Below are 19,678 nucleotides of genomic sequence, written 5' to 3' on the forward strand. Positions count from 1 at the left end.
GCCCCCGCAAGAGGATAAAATACCGGCTCGCGGCTTTTTGACTGGCCATTCCGGCATTCTTCATTCTTGCGCCCGGCGCATCCATAACGATGAAAAAACTGACAGCTGTACTCCTCGCTTCCGCCACCGCGCTGCTGACCGCTTGCGGTCCCAGCGACAATGCGCCCGCCGCCGGTGCGCAGGCGCCTGCCGCCGCCAAGAAGGTCGTGGTTGGCCTGGATGACAACTTCCCGCCCATGGGTTTCCGCGACTCGAACAACCAGATCGTCGGTTTCGACATCGACATGGCCAAGGAAGCCAGCAAGCGCCTGGGCCTGGAAGTGGAATTCAAGCCCATCGACTGGAGCGCCAAGGAAGCCGAACTCAACGGCAAGCGCGTCGACGTGCTGTGGAACGGCCTGACCATCACCGAAGAGCGCAAGAAGAACATCAGCTTCACCGCGCCCTACATGGCCAACCACCAGATCATCATCGTGGGCAATGCGTCCCCCGTGAAGCTCAAGGCTGACCTGGCCGGCAAGGTCGTGGGCGCCCAGGACGGCAGCAGCGCCACCGACGCCATCGCCAAGGACCCGGTCGCCGCGCAAATCAAGGAAGTCAAGAAGTTCGGCGACAACGTCACCGCGCTGATGGACCTGGCCGCCGGCCGCCTGGACGCCATCGTGGTGGACGAAGTGGTGGGCCGCTACCTGATCAGCAAGCGCGCCGGCGAGTACCGCGTGCTGGACGAGAACTTCGGCACCGAAGACTACGGCGTCGGCGTGCGCAAGGACGACACCGAACTGCTGGGCAAGCTGGACAAGACCCTGGATTCGATGAAGCAGGACGGCACCGCCGGCCGCATCGCCACCCAGTGGTTCGGCGCCAACATCATCAAGTAAGGGGCCAGCGGCGCCCGCGGCCATCGCGCCCGGGCGTCCAGACCCAAGTTCCACAGCCCGCCGCGGCGCCGACGCGCCAGGCGGGCTGATTCATGAATCGATCCAACCTTGGCGTCCACGGACGCTGACGGCGCGAACCCACTGCATGGACTACGTACTCTCCCTATTGGGACCATTGGCGCAAGGCGCGAAAGTCACCTTGACGCTGTTTTTCATCACGCTGGCGCTGGCCGTCCCCCTGGGGCTGGTGCTGGCGCTGGTGCGGATCTCGAAATGGCGGCTGGCCAGCAACCTGGTCAATGGCTATATCTGGCTCATGCGCGGCACGCCGCTGATGCTGCAGATGCTGTTCATCTACTTCGCGCTGCCGTTCGTGCCCGTGATCGGCATCCGCCTGCCGGACTTTCCCGCCGCCGTGGTGGCCTTCGCGCTGAACTACGCGGCCTATTTCGCCGAGATCTTCCGCGCCGGCATCCAGTCGGTGGACCGCGGCCAGTACGAGGGCAGCAAGGTCCTGGGCATGACCTATCTGCAGACCCTGCGCCGCATCGTGCTGCCGCAGATGGTGCAGCGGGTGCTGCCGCCCATGAGCAACGAGACCATCACACTGGTCAAGGACACCTCGCTCATCTACGTGCTGGCGCTCAACGACATCCTGCGCACCGCGCGCGGCATCGTGCAGCGCGATTTCACGACCACGCCGTTCCTGGTCGCCGCCGCCTTCTATCTCATCATGACGCTGATCCTGACGTGGTTCTTCCAGCACATGGAAAAGCGCTATGCCAAATATGACCAGTAATTCTTCGTCCGCGCGTCCCGTCATGATCGAGGCCCGCGAAATCATCAAGTCGTTCGGGCCCAACCGCGTGCTGGACCGGGTTTCGCTGAGCCTGGGCCAGGGCGAGGTCGTCGCGGTGATCGGGCCGTCGGGCTCGGGCAAGAGCACCTTCCTGCGCTGCCTGAACCACCTGGAAACCATCGACGAGGGCAGCATCGAGGTCGAAGGCGAAGCCATGGCCCGCGCCGTGCCGGGCGGGCGCAGCCAGTACGCCAGCGACGCCGACGTGCGCCGCATTTGCCGCAAGATGGGTATGGTGTTCCAGTCGTTCAACCTGTTCCCGCACATGACCGTGCTGCAGAACATCATCGAGGCGCCCATCACCGTCAAGGGCATGACGCGCGCCCAGATCGTTCCCAAGGCGGAAGAGCTGCTGCGCAAGGTCGGCCTGCTGAACAAGCGCGACAACTATCCGACGCGCCTGTCCGGCGGCCAGAAGCAGCGCGTGGCGATCGCCCGGGCGCTGGCCATGGAGCCGGACATCATGCTGTTCGATGAACCCACCTCGGCGCTGGATCCGGAACTGACCGGCGAAGTCCTGCGCACCATGAAGCAGCTGGCCGACGAACGCATGACCATGCTGGTCGTGACCCATGAAATGGGCTTCGCGCGCGAAGTCGCGCACCGGGTCATCTTCATGGACGAAGGCCGCATCGTCGAGGAAGCGCCTTCGGCCGACTTCTTCCGCGCTCCGCGCGAAGCGCGCAGCCGCGAGTTCCTGGCGCATATGCTCTGAGGATGCGCCGCCGTCGCATGAAGAAAGCCCGCTATGGCGGGCTTTCTTCATTTTTCGAAGGCTTCACTCCCCGTCAGCGGCTGCCGAAAGCGCCGGGGCACGACCATGGGGCTGCCGGTCTCGGGGTCGGGCATGACGCGGCAATCCAGATCGAAGACCTGGCGCATCATGTCCTCGGTCACGACCGGACGGACATCGCCGTGCGCCGCGATCCGCCCATCGCGCATCATCACGATCCTTTCAGCGTAGCGCAAGGCCAGGTTGAGATCGTGCAGCACCACCACCAAGGTGCGTCCGGCGCGGTGCAACCGGGCGCACAGCTCAAGCAAGTCGAGCTGGTGGCGGATGTCGAGGAAAGTGGTGGGTTCGTCGAGCAGCATGATGCCGGCTTCCTGAGCCAGCACCAGCGCCAGCCAGGCGCGCTGGCGTTGGCCGCCGGAGAGGGTATGCACGGGATCCCCGGCAATTCCTTCCAGATCCGTGGCCGCCAGGGCGGCGTCGACGGCGCTGGCGTCCGCCGCCGACCATTGCCGCAACAGGGACTGATGCGGATAGCGGCCGCGGGCGACAAGGTCGCGGACGGCGACCATCTCGGGCGCAATCGGCTGCTGCGGCAGGTAGGCCAGACGGCGTGCTACCGCTTTTCGGCGCAGGCTGGCGAGGTCGGCGCCGTCGAGCAGGGCGCGGCCCTGGCTGGGAGTCAAGGCGCCGCCCAACACGCGCAGGAGCGTGGATTTGCCGCAGCCGTTGGGGCCCAGGATTACGGTGAACGAGGCCGGCGCGATGTCCAGCGTCAAACTGTCCAGTACGCGGCGGGCACCGTAGGACAGGCTGACGTCCCGGAGTTGGAGGACGGGTGTGGGCGTTGTGGCAATCACGTTGAAACCTTGCGCCATTCGAGCATGAGCAGAAATGCGAGATAGAGGCCGCCAATGCCTGCAGTAAGCACGCCCACCGGCAAGCCGTTGGCGCCAGCCGAACGCGACAGCAGGTCGGCGCCTGCCAGCAGCACGGCGCCGGTCAATGCGGCCAGCAGGGGCTGCGGGCCGTCGGCAGGGACGCAGCGCCGCGCAATCTGCGGGGCCGCAAGCGCAATGAAGGCGATGGGGCCGGCGACGCTGACGGCGGCGGCCGCGGCCAGCACGGCCAGCAGCGTCGCCGCCAGGCGGTTGGACCCGGGGGCGACGCCCAAGGCGTGCGCGACGTCGTCGCCCATTTCCAGCAGCCGCAGGCGCGCGCTCAGCCCGAGTGCCAAGGGCAGCAGCAGCGCGCAGGCCGTGGCGATCAGCGCAACATCGTTCCAGGTCTTGCCGGCCAGATTGCCGTTGAGCCAGGTCGCGGCCAGATGCGCCTGTTCGCGGCGCAGATTGGAGAGACCGTACTGCACGAAGGCGAAGGCGATGGCGGCCACCGCGATGCCCGCGACCACCATGCGTTGGGGCGCGGAGAAACCCGCGCCGGATCCAAACCAGACCCCCGCCGTCGCCAGCAGCGCCCCGCCTGCGGCGCCCCACGCCAGCGGCATCGCTCCCGGCCAGACCATTGTCACCGCCACCGCGCCTGCCGACGCGCCTGCGGTGAGGCCGATGATGTCGGGGCTGCCCAGCGGGTTGCGGGTAATGCTCTGGAACAGCGCGCCGGACAGGGCCAGCGCGGCGCCGGCGCCCAACGCGGCCAGGGCGCGGGGCAGTCTGACCGTATAGATCAGCCAGTGCTCGATTGCGGTACCGCCGCCCGCCAGGATCCGTCCAAGACGGGGCCAGCCTGGTCCTTGCTCTCCCGTCAACAGGGCGCCCGCAATCGAGGCAAGGGCCAGCGCGGCCAGCAGCAAGGCGTAGGCCAGCGCGCGTGGCGTGTAAGGGAGCGACAGCCAGGCGCCGACGCGCAGCATGCGCCGCCGGCCGCTCAAGAGCGGCTCCCGGGCTGGCGGCGCAAGGCCGCCAGCAGGAACGGCGCGCCGAGGAACGCGGCTACCACGCCGGTCAGCAGTTCTGCCGGCGCCCGCAGCAGGCGCGCCAGGATGTCGGCCGCGAGCATCAGCAGAGGACCCAGCAGCAGGCAGTAGGCGAGTTGCCAGCGCAGGTCGGGACCGCCGATGCGGCGGGCGATATGCGGAACCGCCAGACCGACGAAGGCGATAGGGCCCGCGGCTGCGGTGGCGGCAGCGGCCAGGACAGCGACGCCGAGCAGGCCCAGCGCGCGGTACAGCCCGGCGCGCACCCCGAGCGCCTGGGCCAGCGCCTGTCCCAGCGCCAGGACGTTCAAGGGCCGGGCCAGTGCAAGCGCCAGCAGCAGGCCGGCACCGATATAGGGAGCGGCCCGGGCCGCTTCGGTCAGGGATCGTCCTGCCAGCGAGCCGACGGCCCAGAATCGATAGGCGTCGAAGATGTCCTCATGCAGCAGGGCCACAGCCTGCACGTAGGCAAACAGCACCGCGTTGACTGCCGCGCCGGCCAGGATCAGGCGCACTGGCTGCAGGCCGCGGCCGCCGGCGCCGATCATGTACACGGCCACGGCCGCGGCCAGCGCGCCGGGCAGGGCCGCCCAGAACGGATGGGCGGGCAGGCCGCCGAGCACGAGGGCGGTGGTCACGATGGAGGCAGCGGCGCCGGCGTTGACGCCCAACAGTCCGGGTTCGGCCAGCGGATTGCGGGTCAGGGCCTGGATCAGCGCGCCAGCGACGGCCAGCGCCGCGCCGGTCAGCAAGGCCAGCAAGGTGCGCGGCACGCGCGACGCAACCACCAGCGCGGCGTAACTGTCATCGGCTTGGAACAGGGCTTGCCAGACCGAGGCGGGCGACAGGTTGCGTGAGCCGAGCCAGAGGCTGCCCAGGGTCGCGGCGGCGAGCAACAGACAGGCAGCGCCCAGGCCGGCGGCGCGGGCGGACTTATTCATTTCGCACGCCGGGGCCTGCTTCGGCGCGCTGGGCAGCAGCGGCCAACGCCGGCGCCAGCCTGCCCAGCATCCAGTCCACGGCCAGCGGCGTGCCCGAGGACGAGGCCATGATCAGCGCCGGGTCGCTCAGCGCCACGTAGGCGCCGCGCTTCACGGCGGGGATGGCGGCGAACAGCGGCAGCGCCGCGGTCCGGTCGCGCTCCTGGGGGGTATAGAACCAGGCCACCAGCACGTCGGCGTCGCCCAGTGCGTCCGCATGCTCGAAACCCAGATAATGGGCGAAATGGCCGGCGCTGGCGTGCAGGCCTTGCATGGACGGCGCCAGTTTCAGGCCCATGGCGGCAATCGTGTCCACGCGCGGATCTCCCGCCACATAGGCCGCGAAATTGCCCGACCCCAGGTCGGCGCGCACATAGGCGAAGGTCTTGCCGGCCAGCACGGGGTGGTCGCGCGAGGCCTGCGCCAGTGCGCCGCGGATTTGTGCCTTGAGCGCCGCGGCCTGTTCGCGCTGGCCCAGCGCGGCGGCGACCAGGTCGATCTGCGTATCCACCGGGGTCAGGAATGGCTGTTCCGGATAGGTCACCACCGGCACTAGCCGCGACAGTTGCGCATAGGCCTCGGCGCTGACGCCGGAAAAAGGCGCCAGCACCAGGTCCGGCCGCAGCGCGACGATGGCTTCGACGTCCAGCTCCGGAAACATGGTGATGGTCCGCGGCAGCGGCGCGCTGCGGGCTTCGATCGCGGCGCGTACCCAGGGCCAGTAGTGGTCGGCGTCGCCGCCCCAGTCGGCCCGGCCCACCCCGACCGGGACCACCCCCAACGTCAGCGCCAGATCGTCGGCGCCCAGGCCCAGCGTGACTACGCGTTTGGGCGGCGCCGCGATGACGGCCCGACCCAGAGCGCTGTCTATCGTGACGGGAAAGCCATCGACCCGGGCCGCCTGTGGCGCTGGCGCGTCCGGCGCATCGGCAGCGCGATCGCAGGCCGCCAGGGCGAGCGAGGCCAGGCAGGCGGCGCCGGCCCGCAGGATCACACGCTTGAAACTTGCGAAACCAAGACGCATCGTGCCGGCAAATCCCCCGATCAATATTGCGCCCTGAGCGTCAGCATGACGTTGCGGGGCGCGCCCCACCAGCCCTGGCTGAAAAAGCCGATCTGGTCGTAGTACTTCTTGTCGAACAGGTTGTTCACGTTGAGGGTGGCCGAGACTTGCTTGCTGAACTCGTAGCGCGCCATCAGGTTGACCAGCATGTAGCTGCCTTGCTCCACGTCTACGTTGCCGCGCGGGCTGGGAGCGGACTGGTACATGCGGCTTTGCCAGTCCATGCCGCCGCCCACCGTCAGTCGGTTCAGGTCGCCAGGCAGGCGATAGGTTGTGTAGAGCTTGAACAGGCTGCGCGGATGGCTGGTGTTGATGGGCTTGCCGTCGGCGTCCTTGGCGGTGAAGTGCGTGTAGCTGGCCGCGATGTTCCAGTTGGGCATGATCTGCCCGGTGGTTTCCAGCTCGAAACCTTCGACCTTGGCGCCGGATGCCGCGCGATAGGCCTGCGTGCCCGGCAAGCCTATGACCGACTCGCCGGGAATGGCCTGCGCCAGGTTGTTCTGGCGGGTCTGGTACAGCGACACGGCCGCGTCCAGCAGGCCGTCCAGGTAAGACGCCTTCAGACCGATCTCGTAGCTCTTGCCGTCGATCGGCGGCAGGATGGAACCGCTGGGCGTGCGCGCATTCTGTGGCTGGAAGATCTCGGTGTAGCTGGCGTAGGCGGTGTAGGTCTTGTCGATGTCGTAGATCAGGCCCGCGTAGGGCGTGAACTGGTCGTTGATCTTGTACTCGCGCTTGCTGCCGAAGTAGGTCTGGTTCGTCTCCCAATTGCTCCAGCGTCCGCCCACGATCAGGTGCAGCGGATCGGCCAGCGAAAACCGGCCCACCGCGTAGGTCCCGGTCTGCTTGACCCGCATGTCGTCCGCTGGCGTCTTGCGGCTGGACCAGGTCGGTTCGGCGATATGGTCCTGGCGCCAGTCGAAGAAGCTGCCGATGGCGGGCTTGGCGCCCGTCATCAGGTATTGGCCGATGTCGCTGTGGTCGTTCACGCTCATCCAGCCCAGGGCCAGTTCGTGCTTGCGGCCGAACAGCTGGAACGGGCCCGACAGCGTCAGGTTGATGTCGTCGCGCGAGCGATCGCCATCGTAGTTGTTGAAGTTGCTGGTCATGCCCGTGCCGCTGGCGCGGTCCGGATAGCCGCCGCGATAGAGCTGCTTCATGCGGTATTCGCCCTCATTGTGGCTATAGGCGGCGCGCGCCTTCCAGTCGTTGGCGAAGCGGTGGCTCAGGTCCACGAAGGTGGTGGTCGATTCGGTGTCGATGCGCGCCCAGCGCGTGTTGTTGGCCACGGACCGGTTGAAATCGGTGCGCGAGCCGTCCGAATAGAACAGGGGAAAGCCGCTGCCAAAGCCGTTGCTCTGGTTGCGCTGATATTCCACGCCGACGGTGAGCAGCGTATCGGGAGTGAGGTCGGCGCTGATGACGCCGTACAGCGTGCGATTGCGCGTATCCAGGAAGGTGACATAGTCGTCGCCTTGGCTGTAGGCGGCGACGAAGCGCGAGCGGATGCGTCCGTTCTCCGTCAACGGCACGGACAGGTCGGCGTCGCCGCGCACGTAATCCCAACTGCCGGCGCTGGCGCTGCCGGACAGCGCGAACTCGCGCAGCGGCTTCTTGCGGATGAAGTTCACTGCGGCGGAGGGATTGCCCGAGCCGGTCATCAGGCCGGTGGCGCCGCGCACGATCTCCACGCGGTCGTAGATGGCAGCGTCCATGTCGGTGGAGCCGTAGTTCCATTGGCTGAGGATGGGCGCATTCAGGCCGTCGAACTGGAAATTGTCGATCGCGAAGCCGCGCGCCGAGAACGACAGGCGGTTGCTGTCGCTGCGCGTGACGGAGATGCCTGGCGCGCTGGCCAGGATGGAACCGGTGTCCTGCAAACCCTGGTCCTCGATTTGCTGGCGGGTCACTACGCTGACCGATTGCGGCGTCTCCCGCGGCGACAGCGTCAGGCCGGTTGCGGTGCTCATGGCCTCGGTGTTGTAGGCATGGGTGCCTTCGGTGGTGCCGGCGACGCCGGCGCCCCTGACCGTGACGGCGGGGAGTTCGGCGGGATGGTCGGCGCCCGATGACGAGCTGGATTGCGCACTGGCTGCGTGATAGGGCAAGGCAGAGCACAGCAAGGCCGTCCGGACGGCCAGGGTAAGCAGATACGCCCGGCGCGTAGGCGCGTGCGGCGGGGACAGTGCGGGGGACATGAACACAAGCTCCAGCTGAAAGATTTGGTAATGAGAATTATTGTTTTTGCTGGAGACTTGAACGTATGCCGGAGGATGCGATGCGTATGCTGAACGCCGCCGGATCAACCCGATCGGGCGTTCGCCAAAGGCGTGGACTGCCGTTGCAGCCAGGCCCAGCCTGCCGCGCTCGCGGCGACGCAGGCCAACATCGCGAGCGCCAGGGCCAGGGGCCGGCCGTAGATCATGGGTACGCCCCAGCCGCTGGCTACCGAAAAAGCCAGCATCTGGGTGAAGCCGAGCATCGAGGCGGCGGTGCCGGACAGCCCTGGCGCACGGGCGAGAATCTGCAGGGTCATGCCCGGGACGCACATGGCCAGGCCGCAGGTATAAAGGCCGGGCAGGATCACCGCCCAGGGCAGGGCGGGCCGTCCGGCGCCCGCGGCGTATATGACGCTCGCGAGGCAACTGCCGCCCATCAAGGCATACGCGAGCCAGGTGATGCGGTGGTCGCTCCAGCGCCCGGCCTTGCGCGCCGCGAACAGCGCGCCTGCCATGGCCCCGATCACGAGCGGCACGAACAGATACGCGAAATCCGTTTCGGGCAGGCCCAGGACGTTGGCGATGAAGTCCGGCGCGGCGCCGATGAGGAAACCCTGGGCCGCGAAGATCAGGCTGAAAGCGATGGCAAGTGCAGCGAACCGTCGGTCCGCAAGAACCATGCCGTAGCCGGAAGCCAGTGAGCGCCACGACAGTGGCCTGCGCCGGCTGGCGGGCAGCGTCTCGGGAAGCTTCCAGGCGCACAACGCCCAGGCCGTCGCGGCCAGCGCGGCGAGCATCAGGAAGACGGCACGCCAGCCCAGGTACGCCGCCAACTGGCCGCCGATGATGGGCGCCAACGCCGGCGACAGATTGAACACCAGGATCAGATAGGACATGACGCGCTGCGCCGCCGGTCCTTCGTAGCAGTCGCGCACGATGGCCTGGCCCACCACGATGCCGGCGCCGGCCGAGAGGCCTTGCAGCGCCCGCGCCGCCAACAGCCAATCGAAGCTCGGCGCGGCGACGGCCAGCGCGCTGCCGCCGATGTAGCAGACCAGCGCCGCAAGGATGACGCGGCGCCGGCCCAGCGAGTCGGACAGCGTGCCATGCAGCAACAGCATCGCCGCGTAGCAGAACATGTAAACGCCCAGGGTCAGCTGCACTGTTTCCTGGGGTACGCCGAACTCCCGCTCCAGCGCGGCGAAGGCGGGCAGATAGGCGTCGACCGTGGCCGGCGCGACGCAGGCCAGCAGGCCCAGCATCAGCACCATCATGGGAAAGGAAGTCGGGAGATCGGGGCGAGGCACGTGGGCGTCCGGGGCAGGGGCTTTCCGGGGCGGAAAGCATGGCCCCATGGTCGCGCGCCAGGCGCGGCGGGATGAATGGGCAACGCCGCAAGAGCAATGGGTGCTGCCGAAAGCCGCGGGCGAAGGCGCTCACGGCGGCCCGCTCAGTTCAGTTCGCTGGGGGCAACGCCATAGCGCTCGCGGAACGCCGTGGCAAAGTTGGTGGCGTGCCGGTAGCCCACGCAATGCGCTGCCTGCTGCACGCTGCAGCCCCGCGCCAGTTGCTCGCGGGCGACTTCCAGGCGGCGTTCGCGCAACCAGGCGAAGACGGAACACTGGTAGGCGGCGCGGAACTTGGCGCGCAGGGTGCTGGGACTCATGCAGGCCAGCTTTGCCAGATCCTCAAGCGTGTGCTCCTCGCCGGGCGCGCTGTGCAGCCGTTCCCGGACCCGCTCCAGCAGCTGCCGGTCACGTCGCGACACCGCGCCGACCTCGGGCTCCCGCTGGTCCAGCGATGCCAGCGCATGCGCCAGAAGTTGCGCGCCGACGCCCTCGCGCAGCATGGCGCGCAGCGGATCGTCCCAGCGGCATTCCAGCAGATGTTCGATGGCCTGCATCAGGTGAGCCTGCACTTGCCAGCGTCTCAGCCGGAAGGCGGGGGTGCGCAAGACTTTGCGGATCTGGTCGCTGAACGGGTCGTCGTCCGCGCCGTCCGGTTCGGACAGCGACAGATTGACGCTGCGCAGCCGTTGGCCTGCATGGTGGATGCCGGTCATGGCGACCGTATCGCCGTACGCGGCGCTGACGCCGCTTTGGGCAACGAGCTGCAGGTCGTCATGACCGCCCACGCGCGCCTGGGCCTGTCCTTGCAGCATGACGATGGCCGAAAAGCGGGGCGTCATGACGGAGGTCGATTCGTAATGGTGATGCACCAGCACGTCGGACATAACCAGCGTCAGGCCGGGCCGGATCGTATGTTCTTCGACGCGGCCCTCGGCGATGCAGACGGTATCCGGATCGGCGCCTGCGGGGTCGAACCCCGGCAACTGGTAGTGGAATCCGTTATGGCCGCCCAGGCGGTTGAAGTCGGCGACGGTGAATCGGACAGTGGGGGAGGAAGGATTCAATGGCGTCACTCGCGCTGCGGGTTGAGTCCTCGGGCGTTGGCACGGGGAGGCGGCGGGGTTCAAATGAGAATAGCATATATTCGCATTGATCCGCCGGCATCGCGGAGCCTCTCAGGGCGCGGCGCAATCTCCCAGCTGGTCGCCCATGATGTCGCGGTACCACTCGTGGAAATGCAGCATCCCGTCTTCCATAGGCGATTGATATGGACCGCTTTCGCTCACCCCGCGTCGCAGGAGCGCCCGCCTGCCGGCGTCCATGCGTTCGCCGATTTCGTCGTCTTCGATCGCGGTTTCCATATAGGCCGCGCGCTGCGCCTCGACGAACTCGCGTTCGAACAGGGCGATTTCCTCGGGATAGTAGAACTCGGCGACGTTGACGGTTTCCTGCGGGCTTTTGGGGTACAGCGTGGACAGCACCAGGACGTGCGGGTAGAGCTCGATCATGTGGGTGGGAAAGTACGTCACCCAGATCGCGCCGAAGTCCGGCGGCGCGCCGTCCCGGTAGCGCATCAATGTGCCGTGCCAGTCGCGGTATACGTCGGACCCAGGCTTTTCCAGGGAATCGTGCACGCCCACGCGTTGCAGGCTGTGGCGCTCGCCAAACTCCCAGCTCAGGTCATCGCAGGTAACGAAGCGTCCAAGGCCGGGGTGGAACGGCCCGACGTGATAGTCCTCCAGATAGACCTCGATGAAGGTTTTCCAGTTGTAGTTGCACTGGTGCACCTCGACGTGGTCCAAAACATAGTCCGAGAAATCGAATTCCGGTCGGGCGAACAGTCCGCCGAGATCCGCCTGCGGGTCGCCAGGGCCTTCGAACAGCAGGCCGTGGCAGCGCTTCAGGGGAAAACGCGGCAGGTTCAGGCATGGCGTGCTGGGAAATTGCGGTGCGCCCAGAATCTGGCCGCGATTGTCGTAGGTCCAACGGTGCAGAGGGCAGACGATGTTGCCGCCGCTGGCGGACAGGTTGCCTGCCGGTTTGCCCGGCCCGGCGACAGCGCCGGTCTCGCCGCCCAGGATGAGCGCCTGGCGGTGGCGGCATACGTTGGATATCAGCTCTACCCCGGCGGCGCCGCGCACCAGGACGCGCCCGCCGTCTTCATGCGGCAGCCTGCGCCAGTCGCCGGGTTCGGGTACGGTTTTCTCATGTCCGACATACAGCGGCGTGCGCTTGAATATCACTTCCTGTTCGCGGGCGAACAGGGCTTCGTCGAAATATGCCCGCACGTGCAGCGGGCTGAACGCCTGCTTCACGTGTGCAAGGCGGCCTACATCCGTCATGTCCGACTCCTTGTGCCTTCCGCAAGGCCGCGGCCTGTCAGGCGGCTTCGGCGCTCTCGGCGTCGAGCCGGGCGATGCGTTCGGCGATATCCAGTTTGGGGCAGGTACTGCAATAGTCGCCGTCGCTTCTGCGGAAGTGGTGACAGCAGACCTGCCGGTCGACTGCGATGGCCGGCAGCGACCGCCGCTGATAGGTCAGATAGCCGCTGCCGCCGGCGATGCCCAAGCGCGCAAGCCAATCGGCCGCGGCTGCGGTTGCCCAGGCGTTGTCCGCCGCGCTCATGCCTGCGCGGGCTGCCAACAGGGCGGACAGGATGCAGTCGGCCTGCATGCAGGCGGTCGCCCGGGGATTGAGGCGCAGCGTCGCGCCCAGTTCGCGGTAGAACATGGCGCCGATCTCGCGCAGTTGCGTGGCGGCCGCATCCAGCCTTTTTTCCAGGCAGCCGTGCACGGGTTCATGGCGTTCCATGGTGTAGCCGGCGATGAAGCCGTTGGCGACCGGCTGGCTGAGCCGGGTCAGGTCCGGGACGATGCCGCTGCGGTGCGCGGCGATCACGCTGAGGTAGACGGGCTGCCAGATCAGCAGGCCCCAGCAGCGCAGCGCCAGGTAATGCGGGCCGGCTTCCGGATGGCGCTCCCGCCACCAGTCGCGCAGCCGTGCAATGGCATCGGCATTGCACGCGCCGGGACGGATGCCGGGCGCGTCCGGTGGACCCACGCGGCCATCCAGGCCGGGCGCCAGGCGGCCCGCCAGCGCGAGCAGATCGTCAAGTTCGCGGGTCACGCAAGGGCCTGCGCGGCGTCGGCGGTCCGGTCCAGCCATTGCGGCCGGTAAGGCGCCACGGGATTGGGCAGCCTGGGCGCCATCTGGAAACTGCCGATGGGATCGGCCAGGTTGACCATCTGCAGGTTGTTGGCGAGTTGCAGGCGGTTCAGGCACGAGTGGATCATGTCCGGCGCGTACAGGTCGTAGCGTCGATATTTTTCCAGCCGTTGCGGATGCGCCTGCTGGTACGCGGCGATGCGGCCTGCCACCAATTCCCAGAAATCGTCCTCCTGCATGAGGCCGGTGTCCGCCAGGATCTGGGAAAGATGGCGGAAGTAGCCTTCGAACACGTCCACGAAGATCGTCAGCAGCTTGTATTCCTCGGGCACGTCCGCCGCCAGCCGGCGCGCGTTCTCGGGCAGGTCGGCCTGTGGATCGAGGATGGACGATTCCTCGGCAATGTCCTTCATGAAGGCGCGCACGGGCACATGGTCCCGGATCACCAGGATGACGTTCTCGCCATGCGGCATGAACACCAGGTCGTGGGCGTAGAAGCAATGCACCAGCGGCGTCAGGTAGGCGTCCACATAGCGTTCCAGCCATGTCTCGGCGCTCAGTCCCGAGGCGCGGATCAGCGCGGGCAGCAGGGCCTGGCCTTGCGGATCCACGTGCAGCAGCGCGGCCATGGTCATCAGCCGTTCGTCGGGACCGATCAGCGCCTGTGGATTCTCGCGCCATAGCGCGGAGAACATCTTCTTGTAGGGCGTGTCGGCGGCAATCGCCGCTTCGTAGTAATAGTTGCGAAAACCCAGGCTGGCAGCCTCGCGCAGGATGGTGAAGCCGTTGGCGCTCAGCCAGGGGTCCGACGCGATCAGGCCGTGGATGTATTCGTTGATGGCGGGCGTGCCCGACATGTAGTAGGGCGAAAGCCCCCGCATGAAACCCATGTTCAGGATGGACAGCGAGGTCTTCACGTAGTGCTTGCCAGGCTGGCTGATGTTGAAGAAGGTGCGTATCGATTGCTGCGCCAGGTAGTCGTCTGCGCCGTAGCCCAGGCATACGATCTTGCGTTGGGCCACATAGGGCGCGAATGCCAATGACAGCTTGTTGAACCACTGCCATGGGTGTGCCGGCATCAGGTAGTAGTCGGCGGGGTCCAGACCCTGGTCACGCAAGGTGGCGCTGTGGCGCGCCACGGCGTCCTCGCCCAGTTCGCCGCGCAACAGGCTGGCGTAGTCCATCGTGGACAGGCAGGCGAAATGCGCGTTGTCCTTGTGCACTGCCAGCCACATCACGCGGATGGGAGTCGCGGCCTCTGGCGCATAGAGATGGTAGTCCTCGGCGTCGAAGCCCAGGCGGCCGTTGTTGGCGACGAAGCTGGGGTGGCCCTCGATCATCGAGGTTTCTATGGCCTGGTAGTCAGCCAGCGCGAGTTCGGCGGCGGGCAGGCAAGGGCGCGTGTGCTTATAGGCGGCGCCGTGCAGCGTGCTGGCGATTTCATCCAGATAGATGGGTAGCCGGTCTTCCGGAATGCGCAGCTTGTCGCGGATCTCGATCACGAACTGCAGGGCGTCCAGGGGCGCGGGCGCGCCGGCCGTGGTCTTGGCGATCGATTCCGTGCGGATGCGCCAGTGGCGCATGGCCATCAGTTGCGCGTCGTAGCGGTATTCGACCCGGCCGTCCGCGAGCGCGAGGCGATAGCGGTCGAAACCCGGCGTATCCGCAGGGCCCAGGCGTTCGGGCTGCAGCAGTCCCTCATGGGTGTATTCGGAGATGGCCTTGCGCACGAGCAGGCGGTTGACCTTGGCCCAGGCTTGCGGTTCCAGATGGCTGGCGACCTGCGCAGGGTGGGGGGCGGCATGTGGGTTCATTGGGGCGGCTCCTGGTATCGGGTCTGTTCGAACTGTGCGCGTGTGCAGAACGCCAGGCTGGCGGTCTTCTCGCGGAAAGGGACCTGGCCGGCGTAGGTAAATCCCATGGCCAGATTGAGCGCGTGGATCTTGGCGTTGTTCGCGTCGGGCTCGACCACGATGCGCCTGGCGTTCAGGCGGTCGAACATGAAGCGCATGACGAAGGCGAACACCTGCCGGCTGAAGTTGGGGATCCGCACGCGGGGCGGGCCGATGAAAAGATGCATGCCGAGGTCGCCGGGCCGGACCGCGTAGTGTTCGCCGACTTCGTCGCGGGCCGGGTCGTAGCACTCAACTAGAAAGGCCGGCTGTCCGTCATGGCTGCCTAGCCAGGCGCTGGCGTGCCCGCTACCGCAAAGGGCTTCATAGAAGTCGCGCACCTGATCCTCGTTGTGCTGCTGCATGGACCAGAAGCGCGCGTAATCCATGGAAAACCATCGCCGCAGCAGCGCGGCGTCCGCGTCCGGAACCAGGGGGCGCAAGGCGAGCCCCGGGCCTTCGTCGTAGTGGTCGCGCGACTGGCGCACGACCTCGCCCAGAAAGGTGGCTGTCATGGTGAGCATGCTGGCTCCCGGCAAGGTCAGATAGTGGCGGCCCGGTGGCCGTCCATCATGGGCATCGGTTCCGGTGCGCAGAGGCGATGCGCCAGTACGCCGTTTTCCGGCGGGCGGAAATCCTGCAGTGCGGTGCGGGGCTCGATGGCGTAGTGCTCCACGCCGGTCAGGTCGCGCAGTATCTGCGAGTTGCGGTAGCAGCAGAATCCCAGGTCGGGATTGGTGACGCCATGGCTGAGCAATCCCGTGTTCTGCACAAAGATTTCCGCGCCTGCATGGTCCACCGAGTAATTGCGGGCGATGCGGTAGCCGCCGTCTTCGTCCCAGGCGATGCGGTCGCTGATGGGATTGACGCAAGCCGGGATGCGAGGGGCATAGCCCGTGGCCAGCACCAGGCCGTCCGTGACGTGCGTGAACGGCTGGCCGCTATCGACATGCATGAAGTCCAGGTGATAGCGGCCCGTGGCGCGCTCATGGCGGCTGGCGCGCAGCTCCGCGCTCGTCAGAAGGGTATAGCGGCGGTCGCCTGCGCGGATCTTTTCGTCCAGCAGGTCATATATCTGATTGATCAGGGAGGCGTTGATGCCTTTGTAAAGGCTGCTTTGCAGGCGCAGCATCTCGCGCCGCCGGGTTTCGGGCAGGTCGTGGAAATAGTCCGTGTAGTCGGGAGAGATCAGTTCCAGCGTGAGCTTGGTGTTCTCCATCTGGAAGAAGCGCGGAGAGCGGGTGATCCAAGCCAGGCTGTAAGCGTGCTTGTCGCTGTCTCGCAGGAGGTCATGGAACACCTCCGCCGCGCTCTGCCCGCTGCCGACAATGGTGATGCCGCGCTTGCGCTGCAACTGCGTCTTGTGACGCAGGTAGTCGGCGCTGTGGATGTAGGGCGCGGCGCGCCGGTCGCAGCAGTCCGGCAATTGGGGCTGCGTGCCCAGGCCCAGCACCAGCTTGCGGCAGCGGATCATGAAGCGCTCGCCGTTGACGCCATGCTGGCCGGTCACGAGGTAGCTGCGGCTGTCCGGATCGTGGAGCACGCTCTGGACGTCGTGATTGAAGCGCAGGTTCGGCAGGCGGGCCGCTACCCATTTGCAATAGCGGTTGTACTCGGCGCGATTCAAGTAGTGGTTCTCGCGCATGTAGTAGGAATAGATGCGGCCGCTTTGCTTGCAGTAGTTCAGGTAGCTGTACTCGCTGCGCGGATCCGCCAGGCTCACGAGATCGGCCAGGAAGGGGTTCTGCAAAGTCGAGTCCTCGATCAGCATGCCGGGGTGCCAATCGAACCCGGGCCTCTGGTCGAGAAACACGGCGCGTACGCCGGATAGCGGCGCCGCCAGGCAGGCAAGACTCAGGTTGAACGGGCCTAAGCCTATGGCGGCGAAGTCATGGATTTCACGGTTCATGTGGGATCTGCCTTTTGCCGGGGCGGCATTGCGTGAACATGATTCTCGTCTTGGGATGATTATCATTTTCAATATGGGCACTCTAGCAAATGGCGATTTGTTGCGGTGTCTTGCTAGTGAGTTGCAGGCAGCGCCCATATGCAGCGTGGCGTATCGCATAGGCGCAATCACCGGATTGGGATTTTTGGAATAAGTGCAGCTATTTTCAGGTGTAGGCAGGATCAGATGAAAAAGCTGTTCTATGATTGACATCTACCCGCGGATAGTCGCGATATAGAAGTTAGTTTCTCTAAATTAAGGATGTTTATGGGCGCCGTGCTGCCACTGCTTGCGCTGCGAGCGTTCACCGAAACCGGCCGTCTCGGCAGCCTGAAAGCCGCTGCCGAAGTGCTGGGCGTGACCCCGGGGGCGGTCAGCCAGCAGATACGCCTGCTGGAAGACCGGCTGGGGCTGGCGCTGTTCGTGCGCGAGCGTCACGGCGTGCGGCTGACGGAAGCGGGCGCACGCGCGTATCCGGGGCTGATGCGCGCCTTCGACCAGATCGAAAAATCGCTGGCGCTACTCGAATCCCAGGCCGCGCAGCGGACCCTGACCGTCAGCACGGTGCCTTCGTTCGCCTCGTCCTGGCTGGTGCCGCGCATAGGCCGGTTTTCGGTTTTGCATCCGGACATCGAGGTGCGGGTGGAAGCCTCCTCGCAATTGGTCGATTTCAAGCGCGACCGCATCGACGTGGCGTTGCGGCACGGGCTGGGGCAGTACCCGGGGCTGTCGGCCTTCCGCTTGATGGCGCCGGTGCTGCTGCCCGTGGCCAGTCCGGCCTTGCTGGCGCAAGGCCCCGCTATCGAGCGGCCCGGGGACTGCCTGAAGTACCCGCTGCTGCAGGATTCCGACCGCGCGGACTGGCCTTTGTGGCTGCAGGCGCACGGCGTGGACGCGGGGCAGGAAGCGCAGCGCGGCCCCAGCTTCGAGGACGATCTGTTGCTGCTGCGGGCGGCTGCCACGGGGCAGGGCATTGCGCTGGTTCAGGACACGCATGCGCGCGAGGATATCGAATCGGGCCGGCTGGCCATTGCCCTGGACCAGCCCTGGCCCGCGCGCTTCGCGTATTACGTGGTCAGCCGGCCGGACGCGCTGCTGCGGCCGGAAGTGCAGGCGTTCATCGATTGGGTGAAGGCGGAAGCGGCAGCGATGGAGCAGGCACCGCAGACGCTTGCGGCGCGCTGAGGGAATTGCCGGGCAGCGGCGTGTCCCAACCGCCGCCCAAGGCGCGGATCAGCCTTACGGTGGTCCGCGCCTGATCTCCGTCCAACCTGGCCGAGGCCAACTGCTGCTGCAGCAGGCCGCGGTCCGCATCGATGACGTCAAGCTGGGTGTGCGTGCCGGTTTCGTATTGCAGCCGGGACAGCTCGGCCGAACGTTGCGCAGCCAGCCGCGCGCGGTCCTGCGCGGTCTGCTGGGCCGCCATGATGCGCAGATGCATCAGATTGTCCTCGACCTCCCTGAACGCGTTGAGCAGCGTTTCCCGGTAGCGCGCCGTTTCTTCGTCATGCGCGGCCCGGGCGGCATCGAGATCCGCCTGGCGGGCGCCGCCGTCCAGGATGGGCAGCGATAGCGCGGTACCCAGGAAGGGGCCCAGCAGAAAGGTCCGGCTGGACCACTGGAACAGCTGGCTCAGGCTGGATGACTCGAATCCGGCCGCCCCGGTCAGTTCCAGCCTCGGGAAGAAGGCGGCGCGGGCCGCGCCGATGCGGGCGTTGGCGGCGGCCATGGCGCGTTCGGCCGCGGCAATGTCCGGACGGCGCTCAAGCAGTTCCGAAGGCAAGCCCGGTGGAACGGTCAGCTCGATGCGGCGCAGCGGCTCAGGCGGCAGGGAGAAATCGGCCGGGGCCTTGCCCAGCAGGATTGCCAGCGCGTGTTCGGCGCTGGCGCGCAGGCGTTGCGCGCCCAAGGCATCGGCGCGCGCCGCTTCAAGTTCGCCGCGGGCGCGCTCGAGTTCCAGCTCACCGCCGTCGCCCGCCTCGAGGCGCATCTGGCTCAACGCAAAGCCGCGTTCGCGCAAGGCCAGCGTTTGCTGATAGATCTGGTGCTGGGTATCCAGCTCCCGGATCAGGAAGTAGGTGTCGGCGACGTCGGCCTGCAAGGCCAGCAGTGTCAGCCGGTACAGCGCGCCGCTGCGAGCCTGTTCCGCCGATGCCGCGCCTATGGTCGAGGAAACGCGGCCGAACAGATCGGCCTCATACGCCACCGCCGCGTCGGCCCGCCACAGCGTCGTGGTGGAAGCCGGCCCGTTGTCGCGTCCGCTGTACGAAGCTGGAGACTCCCGCTGGCGGGTCGGCCCGAAGCCCGCGTCCAGCCGGGGAAACAGCGCCGAGCGAGCCTGCCGATGCTGGGCGCGCGACTGCTGCAAGCGCGCGTAGGCGGCGTGCAGCGTCGGATTGGCGTCCTGCGCGGCGACCTGCAATGCGTTCAGGGCCGGATCCTGGAACAGGGTCCACCAGGCGCCGCGCAGCGCGTCGTCGGTCGGCCGGGCGGTGGACCAGGCTCCCGCCGGTTCTGCCTGCGCCTGCTTGTAGGCGGGCGGGATGGGCCCGGAGTCGGGCGCGTGCGCCGGACGTAGCGCGCATCCGGCCAGCGCCAGCGTCAGCAGCGTCAGCCCGAAGCGCAGGGCGCGATGATTCAATGCGTAGGTCAT

The 19,678-nt window shown here is 66.9% G+C and carries 18 protein-coding genes; 5 read left to right on the forward strand and 13 right to left on the reverse strand.

All coding sequences use genetic code 11. The features are described 5' to 3' along the window. The first annotated feature begins 89 nt into the window (after window positions 1-89). From AC3WOB_RS11315 to AC3WOB_RS11325, 3 genes are all read left to right on the forward strand, one after another. Window positions 90-881, forward strand: a complete 792-nt coding sequence (locus AC3WOB_RS11315) for an amino acid ABC transporter substrate-binding protein (protein WP_013393690.1) — start codon at window positions 90-92, stop codon at window positions 879-881. A gap of 145 nt (window positions 882-1,026) precedes the next feature. After that, window positions 1,027-1,680: an amino acid ABC transporter permease gene (locus AC3WOB_RS11320; RefSeq protein ID WP_013393691.1), complete on the forward strand. Its 654-nt coding sequence runs from the start codon at window positions 1,027-1,029 to the stop codon at window positions 1,678-1,680. A 22-nt stretch (window positions 1,681-1,702) separates the two neighbouring features. Continuing rightward, a complete protein-coding gene (locus AC3WOB_RS11325; protein ID WP_492275344.1) occupies window positions 1,703-2,455 on the forward strand; it encodes an amino acid ABC transporter ATP-binding protein in 753 nt (250 codons plus the stop codon). A gap of 47 nt (window positions 2,456-2,502) precedes the next feature. Here AC3WOB_RS11325 and AC3WOB_RS11330 read toward each other — a convergent pair whose 3' ends face one another. The 12 genes from AC3WOB_RS11330 to AC3WOB_RS11385 all read right to left on the reverse strand — a co-directional run bounded on the left by AC3WOB_RS11330 (window position 2,503) and on the right by AC3WOB_RS11385 (window position 16,986). Continuing rightward, window positions 2,503-3,351, reverse strand: coding sequence for an ABC transporter ATP-binding protein (locus AC3WOB_RS11330; RefSeq protein WP_492275044.1), 849 nt, complete (start codon window positions 3,349-3,351; stop codon window positions 2,503-2,505). Further along, window positions 3,330-4,364 carry a FecCD family ABC transporter permease gene (locus AC3WOB_RS11335; RefSeq protein ID WP_013393695.1) on the reverse strand — a complete coding sequence of 345 codons (1,035 nt, stop codon included), beginning with the start codon at window positions 4,362-4,364 and terminating at the stop codon, window positions 3,330-3,332. The genes AC3WOB_RS11330 and AC3WOB_RS11335 overlap by 22 nt, the downstream gene beginning before the upstream one ends. Then, on the reverse strand, window positions 4,361-5,350 hold the full coding sequence (locus AC3WOB_RS11340) for a FecCD family ABC transporter permease (RefSeq protein ID WP_492275045.1): 990 nt from the start codon (window positions 5,348-5,350) through the stop codon (window positions 4,361-4,363). The genes AC3WOB_RS11335 and AC3WOB_RS11340 overlap by 4 nt, the downstream gene beginning before the upstream one ends. Continuing rightward, the gene (locus AC3WOB_RS11345; RefSeq protein ID WP_492275046.1) at window positions 5,343-6,413 is read right to left on the reverse strand and encodes an ABC transporter substrate-binding protein; all 1,071 of its coding nucleotides are present in this window, start codon (window positions 6,411-6,413) and stop codon (window positions 5,343-5,345) included. Before AC3WOB_RS11345 ends, AC3WOB_RS11340 begins: the two co-directional genes overlap by 8 nt. 20 nt (window positions 6,414-6,433) lie before the next feature. Then, window positions 6,434-8,650, reverse strand: a complete 2,217-nt coding sequence (fauA, locus tag AC3WOB_RS11350; protein WP_492275047.1) for a TonB-dependent alcaligin siderophore receptor FauA — start codon at window positions 8,648-8,650, stop codon at window positions 6,434-6,436. A 104-nt stretch (window positions 8,651-8,754) separates the two neighbouring features. Next, the gene (locus tag AC3WOB_RS11355) at window positions 8,755-9,945 is read right to left on the reverse strand and encodes a multidrug effflux MFS transporter (RefSeq protein ID WP_492275345.1); all 1,191 of its coding nucleotides are present in this window, start codon (window positions 9,943-9,945) and stop codon (window positions 8,755-8,757) included. Between the two features lie 176 nt (window positions 9,946-10,121). After that, a complete protein-coding gene (locus tag AC3WOB_RS11360) occupies window positions 10,122-11,093 on the reverse strand; it encodes a helix-turn-helix transcriptional regulator (RefSeq protein ID WP_492275048.1) in 972 nt (323 codons plus the stop codon). Between the two features lie 102 nt (window positions 11,094-11,195). After that, complete coding sequence (locus AC3WOB_RS11365) at window positions 11,196-12,362, reverse strand: aromatic ring-hydroxylating oxygenase subunit alpha (RefSeq protein WP_492275049.1); 1,167 nt, start codon at window positions 12,360-12,362, stop codon at window positions 11,196-11,198. Window positions 12,363-12,399: 37 nt separating this feature from the next. Beyond that, window positions 12,400-13,185 (reverse strand): siderophore ferric iron reductase, encoded by a 786-nt coding sequence (locus tag AC3WOB_RS11370; protein ID WP_492275050.1) that lies wholly within the window; start codon window positions 13,183-13,185, stop codon window positions 12,400-12,402. Beyond that, window positions 13,143-14,999 (reverse strand): IucA/IucC family protein, encoded by a 1,857-nt coding sequence (locus AC3WOB_RS11375; RefSeq protein ID WP_492275051.1) that lies wholly within the window; start codon window positions 14,997-14,999, stop codon window positions 13,143-13,145. Before AC3WOB_RS11375 ends, AC3WOB_RS11370 begins: the two co-directional genes overlap by 43 nt. Beyond that, window positions 14,996-15,601: a GNAT family N-acetyltransferase gene (locus AC3WOB_RS11380; RefSeq protein WP_492275052.1), complete on the reverse strand. Its 606-nt coding sequence runs from the start codon at window positions 15,599-15,601 to the stop codon at window positions 14,996-14,998. The genes AC3WOB_RS11375 and AC3WOB_RS11380 overlap by 4 nt, the downstream gene beginning before the upstream one ends. Window positions 15,602-15,618: 17 nt before the next feature. After that, window positions 15,619-16,986 (reverse strand): lysine N(6)-hydroxylase/L-ornithine N(5)-oxygenase family protein, encoded by a 1,368-nt coding sequence (locus AC3WOB_RS11385; protein WP_492275053.1) that lies wholly within the window; start codon window positions 16,984-16,986, stop codon window positions 15,619-15,621. Here AC3WOB_RS11385 and AC3WOB_RS11390 point away from each other — a divergent pair. Together AC3WOB_RS11390 and gcvA are read left to right on the forward strand one after the other, a co-directional pair. Further along, window positions 16,985-17,179, forward strand: coding sequence for a hypothetical protein (locus AC3WOB_RS11390; RefSeq protein ID WP_492275054.1), 195 nt, complete (start codon window positions 16,985-16,987; stop codon window positions 17,177-17,179). The genes AC3WOB_RS11385 and AC3WOB_RS11390 overlap by 2 nt on opposite strands. A gap of 113 nt (window positions 17,180-17,292) precedes the next feature. Then, window positions 17,293-18,210, forward strand: coding sequence for a transcriptional regulator GcvA (gene gcvA, locus AC3WOB_RS11395; RefSeq protein ID WP_492275055.1), 918 nt, complete (start codon window positions 17,293-17,295; stop codon window positions 18,208-18,210). On the opposite strand, the gene AC3WOB_RS11400 is transcribed toward gcvA, so the two are convergent. After that, a complete protein-coding gene (locus AC3WOB_RS11400; protein ID WP_492275056.1) occupies window positions 18,143-19,678 on the reverse strand; it encodes an efflux transporter outer membrane subunit in 1,536 nt (511 codons plus the stop codon). The two genes, gcvA and AC3WOB_RS11400, sit on opposite strands and share 68 nt — an antisense overlap.

The organism is Achromobacter sp. FW305-C-30-7 (assembly GCF_058783105.1).

Excerpts from the sequence above, each read along its gene's own strand:
- AC3WOB_RS11315 (WP_013393690.1), top strand. The coding sequence starts at position 90 with ATGAAAAAACTGACAGCTGTACTCCTCGCTTCCGCCACCGCGCTGCTG.
- AC3WOB_RS11320 (WP_013393691.1), top strand. The coding sequence starts at position 1,027 with ATGGACTACGTACTCTCCCTATTGGGACCATTGGCGCAAGGCGCGAAA.
- AC3WOB_RS11325 (WP_492275344.1), top strand. The coding sequence starts at position 1,703 with ATGATCGAGGCCCGCGAAATCATCAAGTCGTTCGGGCCCAACCGCGTG.
- AC3WOB_RS11330 (WP_492275044.1), bottom strand. The coding sequence starts at position 3,351 with ATGGCGCAAGGTTTCAACGTGATTGCCACAACGCCCACACCCGTCCTC.
- AC3WOB_RS11340 (WP_492275045.1), bottom strand. The coding sequence starts at position 5,350 with ATGAATAAGTCCGCCCGCGCCGCCGGCCTGGGCGCTGCCTGTCTGTTG.
- AC3WOB_RS11345 (WP_492275046.1), bottom strand. The coding sequence starts at position 6,413 with ATGCGTCTTGGTTTCGCAAGTTTCAAGCGTGTGATCCTGCGGGCCGGC.
- fauA (WP_492275047.1), bottom strand. The coding sequence starts at position 8,650 with ATGTCCCCCGCACTGTCCCCGCCGCACGCGCCTACGCGCCGGGCGTAT.
- AC3WOB_RS11355 (WP_492275345.1), bottom strand. The coding sequence starts at position 9,945 with ATGATGGTGCTGATGCTGGGCCTGCTGGCCTGCGTCGCGCCGGCCACG.
- AC3WOB_RS11365 (WP_492275049.1), bottom strand. The coding sequence starts at position 12,362 with ATGACGGATGTAGGCCGCCTTGCACACGTGAAGCAGGCGTTCAGCCCG.
- AC3WOB_RS11370 (WP_492275050.1), bottom strand. The coding sequence starts at position 13,185 with ATGGCTGGACCGGACCGCCGACGCCGCGCAGGCCCTTGCGTGACCCGC.
- AC3WOB_RS11375 (WP_492275051.1), bottom strand. The coding sequence starts at position 14,999 with ATGAACCCACATGCCGCCCCCCACCCTGCGCAGGTCGCCAGCCATCTG.
- AC3WOB_RS11380 (WP_492275052.1), bottom strand. The coding sequence starts at position 15,601 with ATGCTCACCATGACAGCCACCTTTCTGGGCGAGGTCGTGCGCCAGTCG.
- AC3WOB_RS11390 (WP_492275054.1), top strand. The coding sequence starts at position 16,985 with ATGTGGGATCTGCCTTTTGCCGGGGCGGCATTGCGTGAACATGATTCT.
- AC3WOB_RS11385 (WP_492275053.1), bottom strand. The coding sequence starts at position 16,986 with ATGAACCGTGAAATCCATGACTTCGCCGCCATAGGCTTAGGCCCGTTC.
- gcvA (WP_492275055.1), top strand. The coding sequence starts at position 17,293 with ATGGGCGCCGTGCTGCCACTGCTTGCGCTGCGAGCGTTCACCGAAACC.
- AC3WOB_RS11400 (WP_492275056.1), bottom strand. The coding sequence starts at position 19,678 with ATGACCTACGCATTGAATCATCGCGCCCTGCGCTTCGGGCTGACGCTG.